The sequence below is a fragment of the Nocardia aurantiaca genome (assembly GCF_009708175.1).
Lineage (GTDB): Bacteria > Actinomycetota > Actinomycetes > Mycobacteriales > Mycobacteriaceae > Nocardia > Nocardia aurantiaca.
Genome location: NZ_WMBB01000003.1, coordinates 333,978 through 359,651, shown reverse-complemented (window position 1 = coordinate 359,651; position 25,674 = coordinate 333,978). Strand labels below are relative to the sequence as shown.

The window sequence follows — 25,674 nt, the reverse complement described above, 5'->3', positions numbered from 1 at the left end:
CCGCGCGGGGTGGCAGGTATCAGCTTTCGGCGAACCGGAAGCGAGCGCGCCGCAGCTCCACCCGGCCGTCGGTGATCGGACAGCCCTCGGCGGCCAGCTCGGCCAGTTGCCGATGCGCCAAATGTGGTGCGGGCGTACCGTTCGCGCGCAGCACCCGATGCCACGGCAGGTCCGCGGAATCGGTGCGCATGATCCAGCCGACCGTGCGCGGGGTGGACAGGCCCGCCGCGGCCGCGATATCGCCGTAGGTGGCGACCCGGCCGGGCGGAATGGCCGCCACCAATTCCCGCACCCGCTCGACTTCGGCATCGGTAGTTGGCATTTCGCGCCTTCCGGTCAGAGGACGGAACGGATCAGGGCGGCCGTCTCGGCGGGCCGGGACTGGGCCACCATGTGATCGCAATCGAATTCGCGCAGGGTGAGGTGCTCACCCACATGCGCGGTGAGCGCCGCGCGGAAAGCGGGCGACACCAGCGGCGGGTCCACCTTCATCGCCTGCACCATGACGGTCGGCAGCTCCCGCGGGGGCAGCACGAACTCACGCGCGATCTCGCCCCAGAAGGCGATGATCGCGGGCAGGGTCATGCGCCAGCCGACGCGGCCGTTGGCGGTGGGCACCAGGTGCTCGGCCAGCTCGGCCTCCAGGATCGCCGGGTCCACCTCGGCCCAGGAGGTTTCCAGCTTGTCGGAGCGGGCCTGCTCGACACTCGCGTAGTCCGGCGCCGCCAGCATGGCATTCGCGATCTGCAGCATGCGCTCGGGCTCGAGGCCGATGGCCGGGTCCAGCAGCACCAGCGCGCGCACCAGCTCCGGCCGGCGATGCGCCAGATGCACCGCGGTGGCCGCGCCGAACGAATGGCCGACCACCACCACCGGTTCGCTCGTCTCGCGCTCCAGCACCGCCGCGAGATCATCGACCAGGGTTTCGAAATCCCAGGGCGGCACGCCGGGCGACCTCCCGTGCCCGCGCAGATCCGGTGCGATGACCCGGACATCGGGGAGATGGTCGCAGGCCAGCGCCTGCCAGCGCCGACCGTGGCCCGTCAGCCCGTGCAACGCCAGCACGGCCGGACCGGTCGAGGGACCGAAACGATGAGTATGAAGCTCCACCACGCGGCCCATTCTGCTGCCTGCGCCCGACCTGAACGGCTCGCGGACTGTGATCGGCGGCACGGACAACTCATGGCAAACGAAATCTGTCGGGGCGGTCTGTTGAAATAGCCGACGTGATGCGATCGGATAGCTCGGTGCAATTGGTGCGCCGAGCCGAGTCGACGGAAACCTCCTCGCGGGAGTGGGACGCCGACCTCCGGCCGCTCTTCGACGAGCTCGGTGCCGACCCCGGCTGGCGGCCGTGGCAGGTGCTCGGCGGACCCGGGACCGGCAAGACCGCGCTGCTCGTAGATGTGGCCGCAGCCCGCATCCTGGCCGGGGCCGCGCCGGAATCGGTGCTGGTGCTCACCTACACCAAGCACGCCGCCACCGCCGTGCGCACCGCCATCACCGCCCGCGTCGCCGAGGCCGACCCGGACCTGGGCGGGGTGCCCGGAGCCACCCGAGGGCCGCTGGTGCGGACCATCCACTCCTACGCCTTCGGACTGCTGCGCTCTTTCGCGGCGGCGCACGGCAATCCGCCGCCGCGGCTGCTCACCGGGTCCGAACAGGACATCGTCATTCGCGAACTGTTGCGCGGCGACCTCGCCGACGGGGCGCACGGCTGGCCCGAACGGCTGCATCCGGCGCTGCCCACCGCCGGGTTCGCCGAACAATTGCGGGATCTCATGTTGCGGGCCACCGAACGAGGCCTGGGCCCCGAGGATCTCATCGAACTCGGCCGCGTCCACCGCCATCCCGAATGGATCGCCGCCGGCCGCTTCGCCGAACGCTACGAACAGATCATGATGTTGCGCTGGTCCGTCGGCATGGACGTGCCCGAGGCCAGCGCCCCCGCCCTCGACGCCGCCGAACTCGTCACCGCCGCCCTCGACGCCTTCCACACCGACCCGGAACTCCTTGCGGCCGAACGCAATCGCCTGCACTGCCTCCTCGCCGACGACGCCCAGCACCTCGATCCCCATGCCGCCCAACTCATCCGCCTCCTCGGCTCCGGCGCCGCCACCACCGTCATAGCCGCCGACCCCGACCAGGCCGTGTACACCTTCCGCGGCGCCGACCCCCGCTTCGCCTCCGACCCCGGGGCTCCCACCGACCGCCGCATCATCCTGCGCCGCAACCACCGTTCCGGCCCGGCTATCCAGGAAATAGCCGACCGTGTAGCCGCCCGCCTCCCGGGCTCCGCGGCGCACCGCACCCCACCCCCCGGCCACCACCCCACCCCGGCCGCGGCCGACTTCCTCCATGAGCTCGCCGCCGACCTCACGGTCGGTGACGGATCTCGCGATGCCACGGCCCGGCCGCAACGTGGCGGCCCCGGCGATGCGGTAGCACCGGATGGGGCGCGCTCCGGCACCGCCGATGGCGGCGTACGCCGTCCGAGCGCCGAGGCCCACGCGGGCGTTGACTCCACGGGCGCGAGCGGGAGCGGCGGCGCACCCACCGCATCGGACGGTGACCCGCTCACACGCACCGGCGCGGCGCGCGGCCGGGTCGTCGGCGATTCGGGACGGCGTTCGGCCGATCGGATCGGTGCGCGCGGTATGTCCGAGAACAGCTGGGGCGATACGCAATCCGCTGGCGAGGCGCGGGTGCAGGTGCTGACCACGCCGGCCAAAGAGGCGGCGCTCATTGCCGACCATCTGCGGCGGGCGCATCTGACCTCCGGGGTGCCGTGGTCTCGGATGGCGGTGATCGTGCGGTCGGTGCCGTTGTCCTTCGCGCCGCTGCGGCGAGCGCTGCTGGCCGCCGGTGTTCCGGTGCGGCAGCCACCCGCGGATGTGCCGTTGGCTCGCCGCCGTGGCGCGGCGTGGATGCTGCTGGCGCTGCGGGCGGTTACCGCGGGTGATCCGACGTCGGTCCGGCATCCGCGGCCCATCACGTTCACCGCGGACGAAGCGCTGGACCTGCTCTCCGGTCCCCTAGGGGGTGCGGACCAGATCAGCTTGCGGCGGCTGCGCCGCGGTATCCGGCGCACGGTCATGGAATTGGGCTACCCGGATCGCGCCGCGGAGCACGGGTCGGGCGAGAGCATGGAATCCACTGTGGCCGAATCGAATTCGTTTGACGGGCCGTCTTCCGAGTCGCCCGGACCGAATATCGGATCGCCGACGGCTCCTGCCGGGGCGGCGCCGCGCGGCGACAGCCCGGCCCGGCCCCGACAGGACGCCGAATACGACGGGGAGGCGGCGTGTTTCGCTGATCTGGATCGGTCGTCGGCCGAAATCCTGCGGGATCTGCTGGTAGGGGTCGGGAATCGGGTCGTGCTGGAGAAGCTCACCCCGGTGGAGGCCGCGCCATTGCGGCGGGTGCTGAAGGCGCTGGGGCGGGCGCGGAAAGTACGGCGCGATGGGGGTGGGCTGGAAGATGTGATGTGGGGGGTGTGGACGGCCTCGACGCTGGAGCGGCGGTGGGTGGGGCAGTCCGAGCGCGGGGGAGCGGTCGGGATGCAGGCCGATCGGGATCTGGACGCGGTCGTCGCGTTGTTCGAGGCGGCCGCGTCGTATGTGGATCGGCTGCCGCGCGCCACCATCGAGGGCTTCGTGGAATACCTGGAGCAGCAGGAGATTCCGCACGACACCGCCCCGGTCACCGATCCGGGGGAGGCGGTGACGATTTGCAGCGCGCATGCGGCCGCCGGGCGGGAGTGGGACACCGTCGCGGTGGCGGCCGTGCAGGAGGGAATCTGGCCCAATCTGCGGCCGCGCGGCACGCTGCTGGGCGTCGAGGATCTGGTCGATGTGCTCGCGGGCGTGGGCGGTTCGGGTGAAAGGGTGAGCCGTGTCGCACCGCTGCTGGCCGAGGAGCGGCGGCTGCTGTTGGTGGCGTGCAGCCGCGCGCGACGCTCCTTACTGGTGACGGCGGTCGAATCCGTCACGGGGGACCAGGATCTGGCGCCGTCCCGATTCCTGGCCGAGATGGGCGCCGATGCCGCCGACGGTCAGCCCGGCCGGATCCCGCCGCCGGTGGATCCCGGTCGCGCCCTGGCCCTGCACGCCCTCATCGCCGAATTACGCGCCGCCGCATGCGATCCCGAAACGACGCCGGAGCGCCGCATGCGTGCCGCCAGGCAGCTGGCCCGGCTGGCGCAGGCCGGGGTGCGGGGCGCGCACCCGGACGACTGGTACGGCGTCGCGGAGCTGTCCTCCGCGAATCCGTTGTGGGACAGCGAAGATGGAGCCATATCGCTCTCGCCGTCCACGGTGGACCAGCTCGAGACCTGCCCGCTGCGCTGGGCCCTGGAGCGCCACGGCGGCGGGGACGGCGAGAACCCGCACGCGCTCAAGGGCAATCTCGTGCACACCCTGGTGCAGGCGCTGGCCGGTCAGGTCAGCGAGGACCAGGTCAAGCAGGCCCTGGCGAAGGCATGGAAGAAGGTCGACCCCACCGCCCACGCCGGCGAGAACTGGCACTCCCGAGCGGAACTGCGCCGTACCGAGACCATGGTCGACACCTTTCTGGCCTGGCTGCGCAATACCCGCGACGAGCTCACGGCCATCGGGGTCGAGGTGCCGGTGGACTGCCTCCTGCCCGCCCGCGGCCCCGGCGAACAGCCGGTGCTGATCAGCGGCCGGGTGGACCGGGTGGAGCGAGACGCCCTGGGCCGCTTCGTCATCGTGGACGTCAAGACCGGCAAGACCCCCATCTCCAAGCAGGCCGCCGCGGAGCACGCGCAGCTGGCCACCTACCAGGTCGCCGCCGCCGAGGGGGCGCTGGGCGAGGGCGAGCCCGGCGGCGCGCGCCTGGTGTACGTGGCCAAGCCCAGCACGAAGGAGGGCGCGACCCAACGCACGCAGCCGCCGCTGGACGCCGCCGGAATCGAAACCTGGCGCACCATCGTTCACGAGGCCGCCGGTGCCTCCAAGGGCCCCAGCTACCTGGCCATGCGCAATGACGGCTGCCGCCACTGCAAGGTCGCCGGCAGTTGCCCCGTGCAGGACACCGGTCGGCAGGTGACGGACGAGTGAATGCGGCATCGCGCAGCGATTCCGTGGGGGGTGGTGGCAGGGTGACAGGTGGGCGCATCACCCCGCGTCAGCTCGCCGACGCGCTGGGCCTGCCCCCGCCCACCGACGAACAAGCCGCCGTGATCGCCGCCCCGCCAGGCCCAACCCTGGTGGTGGCGGGCGCGGGAGCGGGCAAGACCGAGACCATGGCCGCTCGGGTGGTCTGGATGGTCGCCAACGGCCTGGTCGAACCCGAACAAGTGCTGGGCCTCACCTTCACCCGCAAGGCCGCCCAGCAGCTCACCCAACGCATCCGCACCCGCCTGGCCCGGCTGGCGGGCTCCCCGGTGGTGCGCGACATCGACCCCACCGGCCGCCTGCGCGCTCAGCTGACCGCCTCCGAACCGGAGATCAGCACCTACCACTCCTACGCGGGCCGCTTGCTCACCGAATACGGCCTGCTACTGCCGGTCGAACCCACCGCCACCCTGCTCACCCAGACCCAGCTGTGGCAGCTCGCCTACCGTGTCGTCTCCACCTGGGACGGCGACCTCGAGACCGACCGCAGCCCCGTAGGCGTCACCGAGGCCGTGCTCGCCCTCTCCGGCCAGCTTGCCGAACACCTGGTGGAGCCGCGCCAGTTGGCCACGGCCCACGTGGAATTGGAGCGGCTCGTCCACACCCTCCCCGCCGGACCCCGGCAGAAGGGCGGCCCCAAGAAGGCGCTGCTCGACCTGCTCGAAGCCCAGCACGAGCGCGTCGCCCTGCTGCCCCTGGTGGATCGCCTCGCCGAGGAACTGCGCCGCCGCGGCGCGCTGGACTTCGGCGCCCAGATGTCATTGTCCGCCCGCCTCGCCGCCACCCACGCGGAAGTCGGTGCCGCCGAACGCGATCGCTTCCGCCTGATCCTGCTCGACGAATATCAGGACACCGGCCACTCCCAGCGCATCCTGCTGTCGTCCCTCTTTGGCGCGGCCCGCGTGGCGGCGCCGCAGGCGCGGGACGCGGCCTCGGGGCCGGAGGCGTCGCGACCGGTCGGCGCAACCGAGACACGCGGTGGCGATGTGGAGTTCGACGTCGATCGGCACGGCGACACAGGCGCCCGCGCACCGTCGCCGGGGCGCGGTCAGGGGGCCTGCGACGACCGGGCCGCCTCAGGTGGGCGCGGTCGGCCGCAGCCGCTGGCTGTCACGGCGGTCGGCGACCCCATGCAGTCGATCTACGGTTGGCGTGGCGCGTCGGCGGCCAACCTGCCGCGCTTCGCCACCGACTTCCCCAGTGCCCCAGGGGTTCCCGCGCCGATCCTGCCGCTGCTCACCAGCTGGCGGAATCCGCCGGAGGCCCTGCATCTGGCCAATCTGGTCTCGGACCCGCTGCGGAAACGAGCGGCCCGCGGCGGGGGCGTGACAGTCGACGCGCTGCGGCCCCGGCCGGATGCCACACCCGGCGTGGTGGCGTTGGCGCTCACGGAAACCGTCGCGGTGGAACGGGAATGGGTTGCGGAGCGGATCGCCGCCGAATGGGCGGCCGCGAGCGACGAGGGTGACCCGCCACCGACCTCCGCCGTGCTGGTGCGGCGCAATGCCGACGCCGCCCCGCTCGCGGAAGCCCTGCGGGAGCGTGGACTACCCGTGGAGATCGTGGGTCTGGGCGGGCTGCTGCACACACCGGAGGTCGCCGATATCGTCGCCACCCTGCGCCTGGTCGCCGATCCCTCGGCCGGCAGCGCGGCGGTGCGCATCCTGACCGGCGCGCGCTGGCGGATCGGCGTCTCCGATATCGCGGCCCTGTCCCGTCGTGCCCGGGAACTGTCCATCCGGCGGCCAGCCGGGCAGACCGATGCCATCACCGACAGCGCGACCCTGGACGAGGCGCTGCGCGAGGTCGCGCCCGAACCCGCCGAGAAGGCAGGACTCGGCGATGCCATCGCGGATCCCGGTGAGCCGGAGCAGTATTCGGAGCAGGGCTTCGCCCGTATCGTGGCTCTCGGCCGGGAACTGTCCGCCCTGCGCGAGCGGGCCGGGCAGCCGTTGGCCGAACTCGTCGCCGATGTGGAACGCACCATCGGCGTCGGGGTGGAGACCCAGGCCCGCCGCACCCACGCCGCCGCAGGACGCGAGCACCTCGACGCCTTCGCCGAGGTAGTGGCCGGATACTCCGCCGACCACCGCTCCTCGCTGTCCGGCCTGCTCGACTTCCTCGCTGCCGCCGAGGAGGTCGAGAACGGTTTGGAGCCAGGCGAAGTGGAGGTCGCGCACGACCGCGTGCAGGTGCTCACCGTGCACGCCGCCAAGGGCCTCGAATGGGAAGTGGTCGCCGTCCCGCACGTCGTCGACGGCACCTTCCCCTCCGGCACCGGCACCGCCACCTGGATGGGCGCGCTCGCCGAACTTCCCACCATCCTGCGCGGCGATCGCGAACAGGAGGACGCCGCCGACGGCGTTCCCGTCCTCGACTTGACCGGCCTCTATGACCGCGCCGACCTGGAACGCGCCCTCGACCAACACAAGAAGGCCCTCGCCGCCCGCCGCCTCGACGAAGAACGCCGCCTGTTCTACGTGGCCCTCACCCGCACCGAGCGCGCCCTGTTCGTCTCCGCCCACCACTGGGCCGAAACCGGATCGAAACCCAAGGGCCCCTCCGCTTTTCTGCTCGAGCTCAAAACCGAGACCGAGACCCCCGGCTCGGAGCTGGCGCGCGGTGTCCGCATCGACCGCTGGGACGATCCACCCCTGCCCGACACCCCCAACCCCTTCACCGACAACCCGCAGTCCGCCACCTGGCCGCGCGACCCTCTCGGCTCCCGCCGTGAATTCGTGGAGGAGGGCGCCACCCTGGTCAAGGCCGCCCTCGCCACCCTGCGCGCCGAATCCCGGCCGCAGCAGACCGAACTCGACTTCGGACCCGAATTCGGCGGCGCCGCAGCGGAGACCGAACCGGAACAGGGCGAGGATCCCGAAGGCTGGGCCGAGGACGTCGATGCTCTCATCGCCGAACACCGTGCCGCCGAACAGGCCGTGCGCGAGGTCGAACTGCCCGGCCAGCTCGCCGCCACGGCCCTGGTCGACCTGCGCGCCGATCCCGCGAAACTCGCCGCCCGCCTGCGCCGTCCGCTGCCGTATCCGCCGAGCCCGTACACCCGTCGCGGCACCGCCTTCCACGCCTGGCTGCAACGCTGGTTCGGAGGCGCGCGCCTGCTCGGTTTCGAGGAACTGCCCGGCGCCGCCGACCTCACCGAGACCGACGCCGATCTCATGCGCCTGCAGGAGGCATTTCTCGTCTCCCCATGGGCCGACCGCAATCCGGTCGAGGTCGAGATCTCCTTCGAAACCACCATCGCGGGCACCGTGATTCGCGGCCGCATGGACGCCGTCTTCCGCCGCCCCGACGGAGTCTGGGTCATCGTGGACTGGAAGACCGGCGCGGAACCTCAACGCGCCGACATGGATTCGGTCGCTATCCAGCTCGCCGTCTACCGGCTGGCCTGGGCCCGGCTGGAGGCCGCCCGCGCCGGCCGCCCCGAAGCCGACGTGCTGGGCGAGACGGTCGCCGCTTTCCACTACGTGCGCACCGGCCGCACTATCGCTCCCGAACACCTCCCCGGCCCAGCCGAACTCGCCGCCATCATCACCGAGGCGGCCCCGCGTCGGATCCCCCCGACCACGTTCGAGCCGTACTCGGACGACCCGGACCCGCCCGAACCCACCGGTGTCGAAATGCTGCGTCTCCCGGCCGCTTCCGTGCGACCCGAGCCCGCCGGGTTCGACGGCGACCCCGCGCTCGCCTCGGAGCCGCCTCCGGACACAGAAGCGCCAGGGGGCCCCGATGCGCCATCGCCCTTCGCGCCGTTACGGCCCGCGGGTTTTCCCGAGGCCGCGGTCGATGGCCGGGAACCGCTGCCCGCCTTCGACTTACCGCCCGATTTCGAGCCGCCGCCGGACCCGGAAACGCTGCCGCCGGACCCGCTCGGCTGAATTTGTCTGCTCCAAGACTTCGCGACGCGCCCCAGCGCGAACCCCGTGTGCACCGATTCGCCCGGTACGCTCCGGACCGTGCCGCAGCCAGAAGTGCCCGAAATGACCGGTGATTAGCGTGTTCGGTGATTCCTCCCGCGGACTGGCGGGGCTGACCGACCGGCCCGATTTCGCGCTCGTCGGAGTTCTGCGGATCCCGGCCGTCCAGGCCAGTCCCTGGTATTCGCTGCTGCGGCGGCTGGGCCTGGCGGTGGCGCTGCTGGTGGCGGCCACCCTGGTGGTCTACATCGGCCGCGACGGCTACCACGACAATGCCCGCGACAAGATGGACCTGCTCGACTGCGCCTACTACGCCACGGTGTCGCTGTCGACCACCGGCTACGGCGACATCACACCCGTCACCCCCACCGCACGGCTGATCAATATTCTCGTGGTCACACCACTGCGGATCCTGTTCCTCATCGTCTTGGTCGGCACCACCCTGGCGGTGCTCACCGAACGGTCCAGGCAGGCGTTCAAGATTCAGCGATGGAGGCGCACCGTGCGTAATCACACCGTGGTAGTCGGCTACGGCACGAAGGGCCGCACCGCCGTGGACGCCATGCTGGCCGACGGCGTACAGCCCGGCGACATCGTGGTGGTCGACACCGATCCGCAGGTGCTCGACTTCGCCGCCAATGCCGGACTGGTGACGGTGCACGGCTCGGCCACCAGGTCGGATGTGCTGCGGCTGGCCGGAGTGCAACACGCCTCGGCGGTCGTCGTCGCCGCCAACCGCGACGACACCGCAGTCCTGGTCACCCTCACCGCCCGCGAAATCAATCCCAGGGCAAAGATTTCCGCGGCCGTCCGGGAGGCCGAGAACACCCACCTGCTGCGCCAGTCCGGCGCCGACTCGGTGGTGGTGTCCTCCGAGACCGCGGGCCGACTGCTCGGCATCGCCACCACCACCCCGGCCGTGGTGGACATGATCGAGGATCTGCTCACCCCCGAGGCCGGCTTCGCCATCGCCGAACGCGACGTGGAAACCGAGGAGATCGGAGGCTCGCCGCGCCACCTGCGCGACATCGTGCTGGGCGTGGTCCGCGACGGCCGGCTCATCCGCGTCGGCGATCCCGAGACCGACGCTCTCGAAACCGGGGACAAACTGCTCTATCTGCGGCGGGTCCACGCGTGAGCACCGTCTAGTCTCGAGGTGTGTCAGGTTTCCAGCTGAATGCCGTTCCGGTGCTGTCCCGTACCTCCCTCGACCGGGCCGAACACCTTCGCTCCGACGAGCAAGCCCTGAAAGAGGGCTGGGCCCAGGCGAAACTGCTCCGAATGAACAAACGCGGCCAGGTCCGCATCGACAACGGGACCGTGGTGCTAGAGGCCGCGCTCACCATCGCTCCAGAACGCGCGCCCGAGGCCGTCTTCCTCGGTGTGGACGGCGAGACCCACCTGTGGGCCGTGCGCGACGACACCATCGAGGGCACGCTGGCCGATCTGCGCGCCTACGGCTCCACCCTGGAGCTCGACGATTTCGGCACCGGCCTGCTTTCCACCGCCATCGCCCTGCTCAACTGGCACGACAAGGCGGCCTTCAGCGCCGTCGACGGCAGCCCCACCACCTCTGCCAATGGCGGGTGGTCGCGCATCAGCGAAGCCGGGCACGAGGACTTTCCGCGCACCGACCCGGCCGTCATCTGCCTCATCCACGACGGCGGAGACCGAGTCCTGCTTGCCCGCCAGCACACCTGGCCACAGGGTTTGTTCTCGCTGCTGGCCGGTTTCGTGGAGGCGGGGGAGTCCCTGGAACGCTGCGTCGAACGCGAGATCAAGGAGGAAGTGGGCGTCGACGTCCGCGAGATCCGCTACCTGGGCAGCCAGCCCTGGCCGTTCCCCCGCTCGCTCATGCTCGGCTTCGCCGCCGTCGCCGACCCGGACCAGCCGCTCGCCTTCCACGATGGCGAGATCGCCGAGGCGCACTGGTTCACTCGCGGCGAGGTGCGGGACGCGCTGGCCGCGGGTGCATGGGGCTCGCCCACCGGGGCCACCGGCGGCGAAGCGAAACTGCTACTGCCGGGCTCGATTTCGATCGCGCGGACCATCGTCGAATCCTGGGCCGCCGAAGGCTGAGCGGGCGCAACATGAAGCCGCACACCTGCTGGTGTGCGGCTTCTTCTTCATCCCCGGGGCTCAGCCGATGGAGGCGAGGGCTTGCTTCACCTGAACCAGGGTGGGGTTGGTGGCGGTCGAGCCGTCCCGGTACTTCACGGTCGGCACAACGTGATTGCCGTTGTTGACGCTGCCCACGAATTCGGCGGCATCCGGGTGCTCTTCGATGTCGATCACTTCGTAGGTGATGCCGGCCTCGTCGAGCTGCTTCTTGAGACGGCGGCAGTAGCCGCACCAGGTCGTCGAGTACATGGTCAGATCGGTAGCAGTCACGGTCGGTGCAACATACTCGCCGCTGATCGTGTTCCCGCGCAGGGGCGGTTGTGAGCCGATCGACGCCGCTTCGAACCGATCGGGGATCCGGGGTTGACGGGAAGATAGTAAGCGCGCATACTAAATTCATGACGTTCATCGCTGAAGCCACCGCCACCTCGACCGCCGCTCCCGCCGCCTTCTTCGTCAAATGGGCCGACATGGCCACCTGGCCGGAGTGGAACCAGGACACCGAATGGGTCACCCTCGACGGCCCGTTCGAGCAGGGTGCGACCGGCACCCTCAAGCCCAAGGGCGGCCCCAAGACCAAGTTCGTCGTCACCAAGCTCACCGACACCGAATTCGTCGACTCCTCCAAGCTCGTCGGCGCGCGGCTGATCTTCGCCCACGAGGTCACCACCGACGGTCGGCGCACCACGGTCAAGGTCCGCATCACCATGGAGGGGCCGCTGCGCGGTCTCTGGATCAAGATCATGGGCGGCGGTCTCCGCGACTCCCTGCAGCGCGATGTCGACGCGCTGGTCACCGCCGCCGAGGCGGTGCTGGTATGACCAGGTACTGGCTCGCCGTCGTCTCCCGCGATCATGTCCGGCGCGGCGTGGAACTCGGCTTCGCGCAAGCCAATCACGGCAAGCGATCCGCCGTGGAACGCATGAAAGCCGGTGACGGACTCGTCTACTACTCGCCCCGCACCGGCATGCGCGAGGGTGAACCGATCAAATCCTTCACCGCCATCGGGACCATCGCCGATGGCCCGGCCTGGCAGGTCGAGGAACAGGGCGGATGCTTCCGCCCCTGGCGGCGCGCGGTCGACTACGACCGCACGGCCCGCGAGGTCGCCATCGATGACCTGCGCGCCGAACTCGACCTGACCAGCGTCCCCAACTGGGGTATGGTGCTGCGCCGCGGCCTGGTCGAGCTCACCGCGCACGATTTCGACGTCATCTCCCGCGCTATGGTCGGACAGTGATGGCGAATGAGGGATTACACACCGAATTCGAGCACGCCGACGAAAGTCCCGGTCTCTTGCTCTGGCAGGTGACCAATCGCTGGCAGGCCGCGCAGCGCGCGGCGCTGGCCCCCTTCGACCTGACCCACGTCCAGTTCGTCCTGCTCGCCTCCCTGACCTGGCTCACCGGCCGATCGGGGGGCGAGCCGGTCACGCAGCGCGATGTCGCCGACCAGGCCGCCACCGACCCCATGATGACCTCCCAGGTGCTGCGCGCCCTGGAACAGAAGGGCCTGCTGGAACGCCGCGACCACCCCACCGATCGCCGCGCCAAATCCCTGGTCCCCACCGAAACCGGTGCCGCCCTGGTCAATCGGGCCATCGGCGTCGTCGAAGCCTGCGACCGCGACTTCTTCGCCCCGCTCGGCGACCGCACCTCCCGCTTCACCGCCGCCCTGCGTCAACTCCGCGACCGCGAGCACGGCTGAGCGCTTTCCGGAGCCTCGGCAGGCCTGTGCCGGGAGTCCCTAGATTCCACGCCGCCAGGCCGACGGCTGCCCAAGCTGTCGGTGGGCGCTGTCATGATGGAGCGCGTGACTGCCGTCCCCACCCACGCCCAGCTCCGGCTCGACGACCTCGATGCCGAGCAGGCGGCGGCCGTGCGTGCGCCCCGGGGACCGGTGTGCGTGTTGGCGGGCGCGGGCACCGGCAAGACGCGCACCATCACCCACCGCATCGCGCACCTGGTCTCGGCCGGGCACGTGCGGGCCGACCAGGTGCTGTCGGTGACCTTCACCGCCCGCGCGGCGGGGGAACTGCGGAATCGGTTGCGGGCCCTGGGCCCGGGCGGTGAGGCTGGGCAGGTACAGGCGCGCACCTTCCACGCGGCGGCGCTGCGGCAGCTCAAGTACTTCTGGCCCCAGGTCGTCGGCGATGTGCCGTGGCGGCTGATCGATGGCAAGTTCCCCATCGTGGCCCAGGCCGCGGGGCGCGCGGGCGTGCCCACCGATACCGACAGCCTGCGCGATCTGATCAGTGAGATCGAGTGGGCGAAGGGCTCGCTCATCGCGCCCGAGGACTATGCGGGCGAGGCCGCTCGCCGCCACCGCGACGTGCCGTACGAGGCGAAGAAGGTCTCGGCGGTCTATACCTACTACGAGGCGCTGAAGAACACTCCCGACGGTCTGCTGCTCGATTTCGACGATCTGCTGCTGCACACCGCGGCCGCGCTCGAGGACTATTCGTCCGTCGCCGAGGAGTTCCGCGGCCGCTACCGGTGTTTCGTGGTGGACGAGTATCAGGACGTCACCCCGCTGCAGCAGCGGGTGCTCGACGCCTGGCTCGGTGACCGCGACGATCTGACCGTGGTCGGGGACGCCAACCAGACCATCTACTCCTTCACGGGAGCTACTCCCACCTATCTCCTGGACTTCTCCCGCCGCTTTCCCGACGCCACGGTTGTCCGCCTGGAACGCGACTATCGCTCGACGCCACAGGTGGTGTCGCTGGCCAACCGCGTGATCGGCGCGGCGCGCGGCCGTATCGCCGGCACTCGATTGCAGCTCATCGGCCAGCGCGCCGACGGCCCGGAACCGGTGTTCGCCGAATACGACGACGAACCCGCCGAGGCCGCCGCCGTTGCCAAGGCGGTCGCCAAACTGCTCGGAAACGGTGTTCCCGCAGCGGAAATCGCGATCCTCTACCGCATCAACGCGCAGTCGGAGGTCTACGAGCAAGCGCTCACCGAGGCCGGCATTCCGTATCAGGTGCGCGGGGGCGAGGGCTTCTTCAACCGCCCCGAAGTGCGCCAGGCGGTGTCCGCGCTGCGCACCGCCGCCAATCGCGACGATCTGCCCAACGCCCGCGGCGAACAGTTGGTCACCCTGGTGCGCGCCGCGCTGGCCCAGGTCGGGCTCACCAGAGAGGAGCCGATCGGCGCCCAGGCCCGGGAACGCTGGTCCTCGCTGGTGGCGTTGGTCCGGCTCACCGAGGAACTCACCGCGCAGGATCCCGACCTGGAACTCACCGGGCTGCTGCGCGATCTGGCCGCTCGCGCCGAGGCCCGGCACCCACCGACCGTGCAGGGCGTCACCCTGGCCTCTTTGCACGCGGCCAAGGGTTTGGAGTGGGACGCCGTGTTCCTTGTCGGCCTGGCCGACGGCACTCTGCCCATCCAGCACGTATTGGGCTCGGACGCAACGGTTTCCGACGAGGCCGCCCTCGAGGAGGAACGCCGCCTGCTCTATGTCGGCGTGACCCGGGCGCGGGAGTATCTCCAATTGTCCTGGGCCCTGGCCCGTTCCGAGGGCGGCCGCAAGGTGCGCCGCCGCTCGCGCTTCCTCATCGGCCTGGTCCCCGACGACTCCCCGGCCTCGCGCATCGCCACCCACACCACCGATCGACGCAACGGGCCCAAGCGCGCCCACCCGACCTGCCGTATCTGCGGCCGTCCACTGCTCAACACCACGGCCACCATGCTCGGCCGCTGCTCCCGGTGCCCTGCCGACATCGACTCGGAACTGCTGGAAGCGCTTCGGGAATGGCGCAAGGAGAAGGCCGACGAGCTGTCACTGCCACATTTTGTGGTGTTCAGCGACACGACCCTCACCGCCATCGCCGAACAGCGTCCGACCGATGACCGAGCCCTCGTGGCGATCCCGGGCATCGGCGCGAAGAAGCTACGCACTTACGGCGCGGATGTCCTGGCCATAGTCCGATCCACGCTTCGCGACCCTTCCTGACGCCACCTCGCATCACTCTCGACTCGTGCCCCGCCGCCGACAGACAAGCGGGACACGAGAGCCTCGACATGAGCAAGCCCCTAAAAGCGCAGGTCAAAAATGGGTTGTGCGCATCCGTACGGATACCTACTGTGGTTCTCAGCACCGGGGAAGAATCCGCGTGCACAAAGCACTGATCGCATACGAGTGAAGGAGGGAGGCAGACCGATGAACAACATTTCGAGCTTCGTTTCGACCGGCAGCATCGCCGGCCGTTTTGCGACGGCACGTGTCACGTCCGTCGCGTCCGTCTCCCGGGGGATCCTCGCGTCCAAGGGGATTCGTATGTCCGGCGTGAATGGCGATCTTGGTCTTCAGGTCTTTGCAAGCAAAGCCCAAGCCGATCAGCAGATCGTGATCAAGCAGGACAAGCCCAAGGGTGGCTGGCACCCGGCAGCCGTGTACGCGGCCGTCGAAACCCTCGCAGCCGCAACCGGAACCGAGCGTCCGGTGCATCTGCCGACAGTCCGCCCCAACACCACCGACCCAGCGACCGTGATCAGGAGTCGACACCGAAGTCGACTCAGGTAGGGAACCACTTCCAGACCTCCTGGCCACGGATCGCGAAACCCGCGAAACCGTGGCCATAGTTTTTACCGGCCCTCCAGCCGCCGGCACCGGTTTCGCGACACACCGAACGACCGATGCACGAGCTGAAGGAGCACGACGTGTCCACCGCGGTCATCCGTGAACGAGTGACATGCCGCAACACCGTGGCCAACACGACTTCCCGCACCCGCCGGGGAGTCACCATGACTCTGCCCTGCCGAGTCGGCAACCCGGACCTGTGGTTCGCCGAGTCTCCCGCCCAGTTGGAGGAGGCGAAGGCGCTGTGCGCTTCCTGCCCGATCCGCCAGGGCTGCCTGTCTGCCGCGCTGGATCGTGGTGAGCCCTGGGGTGTCTGGGGCGGTGAGATTTTCGACCAGGGTGTCGTGATCGCCCGCAAGCGCCCGCGTGGCCGCCCGCGCAAGGTCGCGGTGGCATGACCGCCCCGGCTTCCGGGGGAGTAGAACGCATACGACCCGCTTACCAGACGGTAGGCGGGTCGTCTTGCTTCCGAACGACTCTCGTAGCTCAGACGACTCCCGTAGCTATCAAGAGCTTCTCCTCGAACCCTTTTCAACCAGGGTCTCCAGGGTTCTCCTGGAACGCCGTTCGGCGAGAGTCTTCTCCAGGGGGCCTTCTCCTGAAACCCCTTTCAGCCCAATCGAATCGGGTTCGAGTTCAGCTCGCGGCGCGGAGGGTTTCGGCGTAGCCGGGGACCCAGTCCTCCATGAGCTTCATGAAGGGGACTTCGGCGTCGAGCTGGGCGCAGATGCCCACGGAGCCGCCGAGGACGCGGAAGATCATCACATGTTCCGCCGGGAGTTGCAGGGAGCGGGCGGTTTTCATCATGTCCGAGTTGGAGATGTCGGTGGCCTTGCCGGCCACGCGCTGCATCCAGCGACGGGTGAAGTGGAAGGTCTCGGTCTTGATGGGATCGGTGAAGGGGCGCAGGTAGTCCTGAATTTCCTGGATGCTCACGGACTTTCCGGGGATGACCCAGCCGTTGTCGTGCAGCAGCGCCGTCAGTTCGTCGTAGCGCTCCTCGACCCCGAGCGCCACCATCTGGCCCAGGATCGCGGGGAAGCCATTGGGCAAAGAAGCGCAGGCGCCGTAGTCGATGACCGCGAGGCGGCCGTCCTCGAGCACCATGAAATTGCCGGGATGCGGATCGGCATGCAGCAGGCCCGCGATGGCCGGTGAGCTGAAATGGAATTCGCCCATCAGCGTGGCCGTCCGGTTGCGCAGGTCGAGCGTGCCCGCCGGATCCTCCATGCCGCGCTGAATGATCTTCGAGACCGGCGTGGCGTCGTCCAGCCACTCGGTGACGATCACCTTCGGCGCGCTGGCCACCACCTTCGGCACCAGAAAGCGGGGATGGCCGTCGAAGGCCTTGGCGAACTGGCGCTGATGCCCGGCCTCGATCCGGTAGTCCAGTTCCTCCTCGGTGCGCTCGCTGATCTCGGCGAGCACCGGCTTCACATCCGCCCCCGGAATGAGCGAGCCCATCATGCCCGCCATCCGGTTCAGCGTCTTGAGATCGGCGCGCAGCGCCTCGTCCGCACCCGGGTACTGCACCTTCACCGCGACCACGCGGCCGTCGGACCAGACGGCCTTGTGTACCTGGCCGATGCTGGCCGACGCGGTGGGCGCGTCGTCGAATTCCCGGAAGCGTTGCCGCCAACCAGTTCCCAGCTGCTGATCCAGCTGCCGGTGCACCGCCGCGGCCGGCATGGGCGGCGCGGCGGCCTGCAGCTTGGTGAGCGCCTCGCGGTAGTGCTCGCCGAACTCCTCCGGGACGGCTGCCTCCATCACCGACAGCGCCTGGCCGAACTTCATCGCCCCGCCCTTGAGCTCACCGAGGACCGCGAAGAGCTGCTCGGCAGCCTTCTGGTTCAGCTCGGCGTTGATCTCCTGCTTGTCTCCCCCGGCAAGTTTGCGGCCGAAACCCACGGCTGCCCGCCCTGCGATGCCAAGTGGAATCTTGGCCAGCTTGGCATTGCGGGAAGAGCGCTTGCTCACAATCTCTGACACGTTCCCATCATGCCGATGTCCCAGACGGTCCGCCATGGGATTGAGGTGTTCTTCCGGGTGAGGAAGGATAGTGCTTTCCGTCACACTCGTGCGCTTTCGCCGCAACCGCAGTTCGGATGGGCCGGCCACGGCCGCCGATCCAGGTGCGGAGTATCCAGATCCACTTCCAGCGTGGCATTCAACGTGGCCGGTGGATGCTCCACCCGGCCGAAGGAGACGGTCTCGATCTCCTTCAGCGCCAGGGCCGCGGTCATGGCCACGCCCGCCGGGGATGCGTAGCCGACCCGCCCCAGCAGCTGCGCGGCGAGCTGAGGCCAGGCCGGTTCGAATTCGGCGCGACGCAGGTCCGCGCAACGCAGGCAGCCGGTCTGGCCCGGCAGCACCAGCGGGCCGACGATGCCGCGCCCGTCGCGGACGCGGACCTGCAGGTGGGGTACGCGGCGGCGCATGAGCCCGGTGACCAGACCCGGATCCGGAACCAGGGTGTCGGAGAGCACCAGCAGATCCGGGCGCTCGGTGTCGAGCTCCGCGATTCCCGGCTCGCACGGCCGCCCGAGGGAGTGCTTGGCCCGCAACCCGATGCGGCGCAGACCCTCCAGCAGTGCGTCCGCCAGCGGCCCGCGCCCGTGGACGCGCACCTTGCGCAGCCGGGCGCGCGGTTCGTCGGCGGCCAGCAGCTCGGCGGCGGCCAGCTGTGTCAGCAGCGACTGCGCGACCTCCGGTCCGAACCCCAATTCCCGTGCCCGCCAGAGAATCTCGCCCTCGGTCCGCGATCCGTCCAGCAGTCGCAGCAGCGCGGGCACCGCCTCGAGCGGCCCGGGCGGTTGCACGATGACCGCCTGCTCCGGATCCCACCCGAGCTGCACCGTGCCATTCGGGCGCACCAGCACGGTGATTCGAGGGTGGAGCATCGGTCCGCGGGTCGGCGTCACAGTCGTCATGCCACCAGCCTGCCCGCCCCCGGAAACGCGAAAACCCGCGAAAACGCTTGCTCATCAGCGCTTTCGCGGGTTATCCACAACTAGGCCGTGGCGTTGCCCTCGGGCTTGTCTCCCTTTGAATCCTCGCCCTTGCCTTCCTTCTCGGCCCGCTCCCGGGCCTCCGTCTCGGCCAGCTGCGCCAGCGGATCGTCGAATACCGTGGCGCCGCCGCCCAGCACCGAGTCGATGAAACTCGCCGGGGCGTCCAGGCTGGAGGAGTCGGGCAGCAGGTCCGGGTGCGCCCACACGCCGTCGCGCTTCTCCAGCCCGGCGTCGGTGGTCAGCCGCCGCCACAGTGCGGCGGCCTCGCGCACCTTGCGCGGTCGCAGCTCCAGCCCGACCAGCGTCGCGAAGGTCTGCTCGGCCGGGCCGCCGGTGGCGCGGCGGCGGCGCAGCGTCTCGGCCAGCGCGCCCGCCCCGGGCAGCCGATCGCCCACCGCGTCGGCGACCACGGTCTCCACCCAACCCTCGATCAGGGCCAGCAGCGTCTCCAGCCGTTCCAGCGCGGCCTTCTGCTCGGGAGTGGTCTGCGGTTCGAAAGTGCCCTGCGACAGCAGTTCTTCCAGCTTCGACGGATCCTGCGCCAGCGCCATGGGATCCAGGTTCTGGGCGGCCTGCTCGATGGCCGAGAAGTCCATTTTGATGCCGCGCGCGTAATCCTCCACCGCGCCCAGCACCTGCTGCCGCAGCCACGGCACATGCGCGAACAGCCGCTGGTGGGCGGCCTCGCGGGCGGCCAGGTAGACCAGGATCTCGCTCTCGGGCTGCTCGAGCCCGGCGCTGAACTCCGAGATCGCCGCGGGCAGCAGCGCCGCGGTGCCGTCGGGGCCCAGCGGCAGGCCGATATCGGTGGAGGTCAGCACCTCCTTGGCGAGCTGGCCCAGGGCCTGGCCCAACTGCGAACCGAAGGCGAGTCCGCCCATCTGGCCGAGCATGCCGAACATCGGGGCCGCGAATTCCCGGGCCTCGGCCGGCAGCGTCGCGGTCCACATGCCCGAAACCTGTTCGGCCACCGGATCGCACAGCCGCTTCCAGGTGGGCAGCGTCTCCTCGATCCAGTCGTTGGCGGTCCACGCGACGGTCTTGCTCGCGCCCGCGGGGAAGGTGGTGGCGGCGTCGAGCCACAGCTCCGCCAGGTGCGCCGCGTCGTTGACCGCGCTCTGGGCGCCGGAGGAGACGGGCGGAACGCTGGACCCGAGCTGCTGGCGGGCCAGCCGCTTGGCGATGTCGTAATTGACCGGACCGGTCTGCGTGCCCGGCTGTCCCATGCTCGAGAACATGGCACCCAGCTGCGTCAGCATCTGACCGAGTTGCGAGGGATCGAATCCGCCGCCGCCCGGACCGCCCATAGCGAATCCGAACGGGTTGTTCGCACCAGAATCGCTCGACTGGTCCCCGGGCTTGCGCTCCGGATCGTCGTCGCGATTCGAGAATCCGAACGGGAAATCACTCATACCCACTACGGTACTGGAGCCACGGATCACGCGAACCGCCGAGCGGAATGCGGCAATGGCCTCGATGACCAGTACCCTTGGCCGCGTGAACCGTCGGATATTCACCCTGCTCGCCGCTTTGGTCCCGATTCTGGCGCTGGTCATACTGGGCAGTGTCGTCACCGTTCCGTTCGTGGCGCTCGGACCAGGGCCGACGTTCAATACGCTGGGCGAAGTCGACGGAAAACAGGTGGTCGACGTGCGGGGCGCGGAGGTGAAACCGGCCTCCGGCAATCTCAATATGACCACCGTCTCCGTTCGCGATCGGCTGAATATCTTCGAGGCGATCGGCTTGTGGATCGACGGGCAGCATGGATTGGTGCCGCGTGCGGAGGTCTATCCCCCGGGACAGTCGCGTGACGATGTAGACAAATCCAATCAGCAGCAGTTCAAGGATTCCGAGGATTCCGCCGAATTGGCGGCCCTCAACTTTCTGAAGCTGCCGACCGCGGTGCAGCTGGCGAATGTCGCCGACGACGGTCCGGCCAAGGACATGCTGAAGAAGGGCGACGAACTCGTCACCGTCGACGGCAAGCCGATCGCCACCGCCAAAGACGTTGTGTCCGCGGTCTCCTCGGCCAAGCCCGGCACCACCATTCCGGTGGTCGTCCGCCGTGACGGCGTCGAGCAGACCGCCGAGATCACCCTGGGCGCGCGCCCCGACGACTCGAACAAGGGCTACCTCGGCATCACCCCCGACGAGATCTCCAAGGGCCCGATCAAGGTCGACTTCAATCTCGGCGAGATCGGCGGACCCTCGGCGGGCCTCATGTTCACCCTGGCCCTCATCGACAAGCTCACCACCGGTGATCTTTCCGGCGGCAAGTTCGTCGCGGGCACCGGCACCATCGATCCGGACGGCAAGGTCGGACCCATCGGCGGCATCCAATACAAGATGATCGCCGCCCGCGAGGCCGGCGCCGAGACCTTCATGGTCCCGGCCGCCAACTGCAACGAGGCCGCCCAGCGCACCCCGGCCGGCCTGCGCCTGGTCAAGGTCGAAAACCTGTCCGGCGCAGTCCAATCCCTCGAGGACCTCAACTCGGGCAAGGACGCCGCGAGCTGTAGCTGAGCTCAGTACTCGTCCGGATCGTTCTCGAGGGTGTGGCGCAGGGCCTCGACCAGGTTCGGGGCCAGGTTGGGCGCGGTGCGCAGGTCGAGGTCGCCGAACGGATCCTCCTCGTCCTCGCTGGGACGGACCTGGAGCAGCGACAGCGACGTGCCGTCGCGCAGGACACCGACGAACAGGCGGGCGTCGCGGCGCTCCGCGTGCGTCATGGCCGCGCGGCGCGCGGCCTGGTCGGCGGCGTCACGGTCGGCGAGCAAGGGCGCGATGGCGTCGTCGAGGGTCTGCTCGGCGGCGGGCGGCAGCACCACGATCTGCTGCACGAGAACGCAGCCCTCGACCGACGGCGGCCAACTGGTGGTGGCGAGGAACTCGTCCAGCGCCATGGCGTCGGCCTCACCCGCGATGTCCTCCGGGAAGGGCTCCTGCGCGATGGGAGTCAGCGCGTCCTGCTCGTCGAGCTGATCCAGCAGGGCGGGTTCGGCGGCGACCAGGTCGGCGGTCGGCACCAGCGCGAACATCTGCGGCGGGCGGTCCCAGCCCTCGCCGTCGACATACTCCGCGACTTCCCGAATACACCGGTACAGGGCCGACGCCGCCCACTGCTCTGGATTCACCCGGCAATCCTCGCATCCCGCCCGGGCGCATCCCACGCGGCAGGTGTTGGGTCGCGCGGCGGGCGTTTTACGTAGAGTGGGGCGCGAACGGTCCCCTGGGACCAACTCGCATCATCGGACTGCGACGCTGCGTGCCGGTATCCCGGCCGGGGCGTCGCCGGACCCTGGGAGAGTGGCATCGTGGGCATGCGCCCCCCGACCGGCTTACCTTCGCTGTCGCGACGCAGCCGCATTCTGCTCGTCACGGCCCTGGTGCTGGCCGCGCTGTTACTGGTCGGGCCCCGGCTCACCGACGCCTACACCAACTGGTTGTGGTTCGGGGAGGTGGGATTCCGCAACGTCTACAACACCGTGCTGCTCACCCGGATCCTGTTGTTCCTGGTGGTCGCGGTGGTCGTGGCGGGGATCATCTGGTTGGCACTGCTGCTGGCGTACCGCTCGCGTCCGGTGTTCGTGCCGATGAGCGGACCCGGCGATCCGATCGCCCGCTACCGCGCCACGGTGATGAGCCGGCTGCGCCTGTTCGGCATCGGCATTCCGGTGCTCATCGGCGTGCTGTCGGGCCTGGTGGCGCAGTCCAGCTGGGTGACGGTGCAGCTGTTCCTGCACGGCGGCTCGTTCGGGGTCAAGGATCCGCAGTTCCATCTGGACGTCGGCTTCTACGCCTTCGACCTGCCGTTCTATCGGATGGTGCTGAACTGGCTGTTCGTCTCCGTGGTGATCGCGTTCTTCGCGAACCTGGTAGCGCACTACGTCTTCGGCGGGCTGCGGCTGTCCGGCCGCGAGGGCACGCTGAGCACCTCGGCGCGCGTGCAGCTGGCCGTCCTGGCCGGAATCTTCGTGCTGCTCAAGGCGGTCGCGTACTGGCTGGACCGCTACGCGCTGCTGTCGAGCACCCGCAAGGAGCCGACCTTCACCGGTGGCTCCTACACCGATATCAACGCGGTGCTGCCGGCCAAGCTGATCCTGCTGTCCATCGCGGTCATCTGCGCTCTGGCCTTCTTCGCCGGAGTCGTGCTGCGCGACTTGCGGATTCCGGCCATGGCGGCGGCGCTGCTGGTGCTGTCCTCGGTGCTGGTGGGCGCGGTGTGGCCGCTGCTGGTGGAGCAGTTCTCGGTGCGCCCGAACGCGGCCACCAAGGAACAGACCTACATCGAGCGCAATATCGAGGCCACCCGGGCCGCCTACGGGCTCACCCAGGACAAGGTCGAATACGTCAACTACAAGGGTGAGGCGACGAAGGACCCGGTCACCGTCCCCGCCGACCAGCAGACCATCAAGAACATCCGGTTGCTGGACCCGAACCTGTTGACCCAGACCTTCATTCAGCGCAACCTGCAGCTGCAGAACTTCTACGGCTTCCCGGATCCGCTGGACATCGACCGCTACACCATCAACGGTGAAATCGGCGATTACATCGTGGCCGCGCGCGAGCTGCAGCCGCAGAACCTGTCCGGCAACCAGACCGACTGGATCAACAAGCACACCGTGTACACGCACGGCAACGGCTTCGTGGCCTCGCCGGCCAACAAGGTGAACGCGGCCCCGCCCAAGGAATCCCAGCAGGCCGGGCAGACCGCGGGCAGCGATTCCGGCGGCGGCTACGGCTACCCGGTGTTCAACGTCGGTGACCTTTCGACGGTCTCGGATCTGTTCACGCCCAAGGACAAGCAGGCCATCCCGGTCGATCAGCCGCGCATCTACTACGGCGAGCTGATCGCCAAGTCCGATGCCGACTACGCCATCGTGGGCGGCAACAACCAGCCCAAGCGCGAATATGACACTCCCACCAACCAGTTCACCTATGACGGCGCCGGCGGCGTGCCGATCGGCAACTGGTTCAACCGGCTGGCCTTCGCGGCCAAGTACGCCGAGCGCAACATCCTGTTCTCGGGCGCCATCGGGCCGGATTCGAAGATCATCTTCAATCGCAATCCGCGCGACCGCGTCACCCAGGTGGCGCCGTGGCTGACGGCCGACGGGGATGTGTACCCGGCGGTGGTGAAGGGCCGCATCGTCTGGATCGTGGACGCCTACACCACCCTCGACAGCTACCCGTACGCGCAGAAGACCTCGCTGGATGGCGTCGTAGAGGACAGCATCGACCAGACCACCGGGCGTCTACTGCCACGCAAGGAGGTCTCCTACATCCGGAACTCGGTGAAGGCCACCGTCGACGCCTACGACGGCACCGTCACCCTGTACGAGGTGGACAAGACCGACCCGGTGCTCGAGGCGTGGATGGGAGTGTTCCCGAACGCGGTGAAGCCGGAGAGCGCCATCTCCGACGAGTTGCGCGCGCACTTCCGCTATCCCGAGGACCTGTTCAAGGTGCAGCGGGAGATGCTGGCGAAGTACCACGTGGACGATCCGCGGGAGTTCTTCACCAACAACGCCTTCTGGTCGGTGCCCAATGATCCGACGCAGGAGGGCGCGGCCAGCGGCGCGCATCAACCGCCGTACTACGTCCTGCTCGGCGATTCGAAGACCGGCAAGCCCGCGTTCAACCTGACCAGCGTGATGGTGGGTTACAAGCGGAACTTCCTGTCCGCCTACATCCAGGCGCATTCGGATCCCGACAACTACGGCAAGATCACCGTGTTGAAGCTGCCCGCGGATTCACAGACGCCGGGCCCGGGCCAGACGCAGACGTCCATGACGACGGCCGATCAAGTGTCCCGAGACCGGAACCTGCTGACCGGCGGCAATGTCAACAAGATCAAATACGGCAATCTGCTGACCCTGCCGGTCGGCGACGGCGGCATTCTCTACGTCGAACCCTGGTACCTGGAACGCAATACCGGCGGGCCCAACGCGCCGTCGTTCCCGCAGCTGGTGAAGGTGCTGGCCAGCTACCGCGACAAGGTCGGCTACGGCTCGACGGTCAAGGAAGCCCTCGATCAGGTGCTGCCCGGAACCGGCAGCGCCGCAACCGATCAACCGGGGCAGGCGGGCACCCCGCCGACCCAGGGCGCGACCCCGCCGACCACGCCGGTGACCCCACCGGCCACCGGGTCCACCGGCAGGGACGCGGCGGTGAAACAGCTCGACGACGCCTTGAAGGCGGTTCAGGACGCGCAGAAGTCCGGCGACCTGGGCCAGTTGGGCAAGGCGCTGGAGCAGTTGCAGAACGCCGTGAACAACTACGAGAAGGCGGGCGGGTAACCAACTCGCGAGCGTGAAGGCGCTGTCACCCACCGGGTGACAGCGCCTTTCGCGTTCCCGAGTAGCCCCGCGATTCCCGAGCAGCCCCGCGATGTCTGGGGACTGGTCCCGGGTCGTGTGCCCGGGGCGGTTGGGTGACCGGGGCGCTTCGGATTTCAGGGCCACGGTCGAACGACAGGCGTGATCGGAGGCGCGGGTCCACCCGACGGTGTAGAAGGCCGGGGTGGTCTCGAGCGAGTGGACGGCATCGAAGGATCCCGGGTCGCCCGCGGGCGAGGATGCCGTCCGTGCGAGCGGGATCGCGTGGACCATGGTGTGCCCCTGCCGGATTCATATCCAGCGCACTGCAGTGGGCGCATTCGGTCCGCGAATCCGACACTGTGCGTGTGCTTTTCGGTCGGAACGCATCTCGGTCATCGATCCGCGCGGTCGCCGCCGTCGCGGTGGCGGCGCTCACCGGGCCCGGCCACGCTGGACACGTCTACGCGGGTGACCGGTCCCGCGGTGCTCTCGCCGCGAGACCGATGCCCTCGCCGAAATCCTCGGCTGCCCACTGCGATTCGAGGAGCTCGCGGGTGAGCGG

The 25,674-nt window shown here is 69.3% G+C and carries 19 protein-coding genes; 12 read left to right on the top strand and 7 right to left on the bottom strand.

The genetic code is table 11. The features are described 5' to 3' along the window. Nucleotides 1-19: 19 nt before the first annotated feature. Both GLP40_RS07810 and GLP40_RS07805 read right to left on the bottom strand, forming a co-directional pair. Nucleotides 20-322 carry an MGMT family protein gene (locus GLP40_RS07810; RefSeq protein ID WP_154787148.1) on the bottom strand — a complete coding sequence of 101 codons (303 nt, stop codon included), beginning with the start codon at nucleotides 320-322 and terminating at the stop codon, nucleotides 20-22. A gap of 14 nt (nucleotides 323-336) precedes the next feature. Continuing rightward, the gene (locus GLP40_RS07805; RefSeq protein ID WP_154787147.1) at nucleotides 337-1,122 is read right to left on the bottom strand and encodes an alpha/beta fold hydrolase; all 786 of its coding nucleotides are present in this window, start codon (nucleotides 1,120-1,122) and stop codon (nucleotides 337-339) included. 107 nt (nucleotides 1,123-1,229) lie between these two features. On the opposite strand from GLP40_RS07805, the gene GLP40_RS07800 reads away from it, so the two are divergent. The 4 genes from GLP40_RS07800 to nudC all read left to right on the top strand — a co-directional run bounded on the left by GLP40_RS07800 (nucleotide 1,230) and on the right by nudC (nucleotide 11,152). Beyond that, nucleotides 1,230-5,081 (top strand): ATP-dependent helicase, encoded by a 3,852-nt coding sequence (locus tag GLP40_RS07800; protein WP_154787329.1) that lies wholly within the window; start codon nucleotides 1,230-1,232, stop codon nucleotides 5,079-5,081. Nucleotides 5,082-5,122: 41 nt separating this feature from the next. After that, nucleotides 5,123-9,034 carry a UvrD-helicase domain-containing protein gene (locus GLP40_RS07795; protein WP_328289839.1) on the top strand — a complete coding sequence of 1,304 codons (3,912 nt, stop codon included), beginning with the start codon at nucleotides 5,123-5,125 and terminating at the stop codon, nucleotides 9,032-9,034. Between the two features lie 118 nt (nucleotides 9,035-9,152). Further along, the gene (locus GLP40_RS07790; protein ID WP_407671545.1) at nucleotides 9,153-10,211 is read left to right on the top strand and encodes a potassium channel family protein; all 1,059 of its coding nucleotides are present in this window, start codon (nucleotides 9,153-9,155) and stop codon (nucleotides 10,209-10,211) included. A gap of 20 nt (nucleotides 10,212-10,231) precedes the next feature. Next, nucleotides 10,232-11,152 carry an NAD(+) diphosphatase gene (nudC, locus tag GLP40_RS07785; RefSeq protein WP_328289837.1) on the top strand — a complete coding sequence of 307 codons (921 nt, stop codon included), beginning with the start codon at nucleotides 10,232-10,234 and terminating at the stop codon, nucleotides 11,150-11,152. A gap of 60 nt (nucleotides 11,153-11,212) precedes the next feature. On the opposite strand, the gene GLP40_RS07780 is transcribed toward nudC, so the two are convergent. After that, nucleotides 11,213-11,443, bottom strand: coding sequence for a mycoredoxin (locus tag GLP40_RS07780; RefSeq protein WP_154787326.1), 231 nt, complete (start codon nucleotides 11,441-11,443; stop codon nucleotides 11,213-11,215). Between the two features lie 149 nt (nucleotides 11,444-11,592). Between GLP40_RS07780 and GLP40_RS07775 the strand changes: the two genes are divergently transcribed. From GLP40_RS07775 to GLP40_RS07750, 6 genes are all read left to right on the top strand, one after another. Further along, on the top strand, nucleotides 11,593-12,015 hold the full coding sequence (locus GLP40_RS07775; protein WP_154787146.1) for an SRPBCC family protein: 423 nt from the start codon (nucleotides 11,593-11,595) through the stop codon (nucleotides 12,013-12,015). Continuing rightward, entirely contained in the window at nucleotides 12,012-12,434 is a 423-nt protein-coding gene (locus tag GLP40_RS07770; protein ID WP_154787145.1) for an EVE domain-containing protein, read from the top strand. The genes GLP40_RS07775 and GLP40_RS07770 overlap by 4 nt, the downstream gene beginning before the upstream one ends. Next, on the top strand, nucleotides 12,434-12,901 hold the full coding sequence (locus GLP40_RS07765) for a MarR family winged helix-turn-helix transcriptional regulator (RefSeq protein ID WP_154787325.1): 468 nt from the start codon (nucleotides 12,434-12,436) through the stop codon (nucleotides 12,899-12,901). The genes GLP40_RS07770 and GLP40_RS07765 overlap by 1 nt, the downstream gene beginning before the upstream one ends. 96 nt (nucleotides 12,902-12,997) lie before the next feature. After that, nucleotides 12,998-15,154, top strand: coding sequence for an ATP-dependent DNA helicase UvrD2 (locus GLP40_RS07760; protein WP_196054590.1), 2,157 nt, complete (start codon nucleotides 12,998-13,000; stop codon nucleotides 15,152-15,154). A gap of 207 nt (nucleotides 15,155-15,361) precedes the next feature. Further along, nucleotides 15,362-15,724 (top strand): hypothetical protein, encoded by a 363-nt coding sequence (locus GLP40_RS07755; RefSeq protein ID WP_154787143.1) that lies wholly within the window; start codon nucleotides 15,362-15,364, stop codon nucleotides 15,722-15,724. Nucleotides 15,725-15,837: 113 nt separating this feature from the next. Next, on the top strand, nucleotides 15,838-16,179 hold the full coding sequence (locus GLP40_RS07750; RefSeq protein WP_407671544.1) for a WhiB family transcriptional regulator: 342 nt from the start codon (nucleotides 15,838-15,840) through the stop codon (nucleotides 16,177-16,179). Nucleotides 16,180-16,417: 238 nt separating this feature from the next. On the opposite strand, the gene GLP40_RS07745 is transcribed toward GLP40_RS07750, so the two are convergent. From GLP40_RS07745 to GLP40_RS07735, 3 genes are all read right to left on the bottom strand, one after another. Then, the gene (locus GLP40_RS07745; RefSeq protein WP_154787142.1) at nucleotides 16,418-17,806 is read right to left on the bottom strand and encodes an ABC1 kinase family protein; all 1,389 of its coding nucleotides are present in this window, start codon (nucleotides 17,804-17,806) and stop codon (nucleotides 16,418-16,420) included. A 44-nt stretch (nucleotides 17,807-17,850) separates the two neighbouring features. After that, nucleotides 17,851-18,711 carry a TOMM precursor leader peptide-binding protein gene (locus GLP40_RS07740; protein ID WP_154787141.1) on the bottom strand — a complete coding sequence of 287 codons (861 nt, stop codon included), beginning with the start codon at nucleotides 18,709-18,711 and terminating at the stop codon, nucleotides 17,851-17,853. Nucleotides 18,712-18,791: 80 nt separating this feature from the next. Then, a complete protein-coding gene (locus GLP40_RS07735; protein WP_154787140.1) occupies nucleotides 18,792-20,204 on the bottom strand; it encodes a zinc-dependent metalloprotease in 1,413 nt (470 codons plus the stop codon). A gap of 85 nt (nucleotides 20,205-20,289) precedes the next feature. On the opposite strand from GLP40_RS07735, the gene GLP40_RS07730 reads away from it, so the two are divergent. Beyond that, nucleotides 20,290-21,315, top strand: a complete 1,026-nt coding sequence (locus GLP40_RS07730; RefSeq protein WP_328289835.1) for a YlbL family protein — start codon at nucleotides 20,290-20,292, stop codon at nucleotides 21,313-21,315. A 2-nt stretch (nucleotides 21,316-21,317) separates the two neighbouring features. On the opposite strand, the gene GLP40_RS07725 is transcribed toward GLP40_RS07730, so the two are convergent. Next, nucleotides 21,318-21,926 carry a PPA1309 family protein gene (locus GLP40_RS07725; RefSeq protein WP_328289834.1) on the bottom strand — a complete coding sequence of 203 codons (609 nt, stop codon included), beginning with the start codon at nucleotides 21,924-21,926 and terminating at the stop codon, nucleotides 21,318-21,320. A gap of 180 nt (nucleotides 21,927-22,106) precedes the next feature. Between GLP40_RS07725 and GLP40_RS07720 the strand changes: the two genes are divergently transcribed. Next, entirely contained in the window at nucleotides 22,107-25,091 is a 2,985-nt protein-coding gene (locus GLP40_RS07720; RefSeq protein ID WP_328289833.1) for a UPF0182 family protein, read from the top strand. Nucleotides 25,092-25,674: the final 583 nt, after the last annotated feature.

Excerpts from the sequence above, each read along its gene's own strand:
- GLP40_RS07810 (WP_154787148.1), bottom strand. The coding sequence starts at position 322 with ATGCCAACTACCGATGCCGAAGTCGAGCGGGTGCGGGAATTGGTGGCG.
- GLP40_RS07805 (WP_154787147.1), bottom strand. The coding sequence starts at position 1,122 with ATGGGCCGCGTGGTGGAGCTTCATACTCATCGTTTCGGTCCCTCGACC.
- GLP40_RS07800 (WP_154787329.1), top strand. The coding sequence starts at position 1,230 with ATGCGATCGGATAGCTCGGTGCAATTGGTGCGCCGAGCCGAGTCGACG.
- GLP40_RS07780 (WP_154787326.1), bottom strand. The coding sequence starts at position 11,443 with ATGTACTCGACGACCTGGTGCGGCTACTGCCGCCGTCTCAAGAAGCAG.
- GLP40_RS07775 (WP_154787146.1), top strand. The coding sequence starts at position 11,593 with ATGACGTTCATCGCTGAAGCCACCGCCACCTCGACCGCCGCTCCCGCC.
- GLP40_RS07770 (WP_154787145.1), top strand. The coding sequence starts at position 12,012 with ATGACCAGGTACTGGCTCGCCGTCGTCTCCCGCGATCATGTCCGGCGC.
- GLP40_RS07765 (WP_154787325.1), top strand. The coding sequence starts at position 12,434 with ATGGCGAATGAGGGATTACACACCGAATTCGAGCACGCCGACGAAAGT.
- GLP40_RS07760 (WP_196054590.1), top strand. The coding sequence starts at position 12,998 with ATGGAGCGCGTGACTGCCGTCCCCACCCACGCCCAGCTCCGGCTCGAC.
- GLP40_RS07755 (WP_154787143.1), top strand. The coding sequence starts at position 15,362 with ATGAACAACATTTCGAGCTTCGTTTCGACCGGCAGCATCGCCGGCCGT.
- GLP40_RS07750 (WP_407671544.1), top strand. The coding sequence starts at position 15,838 with ATGCACGAGCTGAAGGAGCACGACGTGTCCACCGCGGTCATCCGTGAA.
- GLP40_RS07745 (WP_154787142.1), bottom strand. The coding sequence starts at position 17,806 with ATGGCGGACCGTCTGGGACATCGGCATGATGGGAACGTGTCAGAGATT.
- GLP40_RS07740 (WP_154787141.1), bottom strand. The coding sequence starts at position 18,711 with ATGACGACTGTGACGCCGACCCGCGGACCGATGCTCCACCCTCGAATC.
- GLP40_RS07735 (WP_154787140.1), bottom strand. The coding sequence starts at position 20,204 with ATGAGTGATTTCCCGTTCGGATTCTCGAATCGCGACGACGATCCGGAG.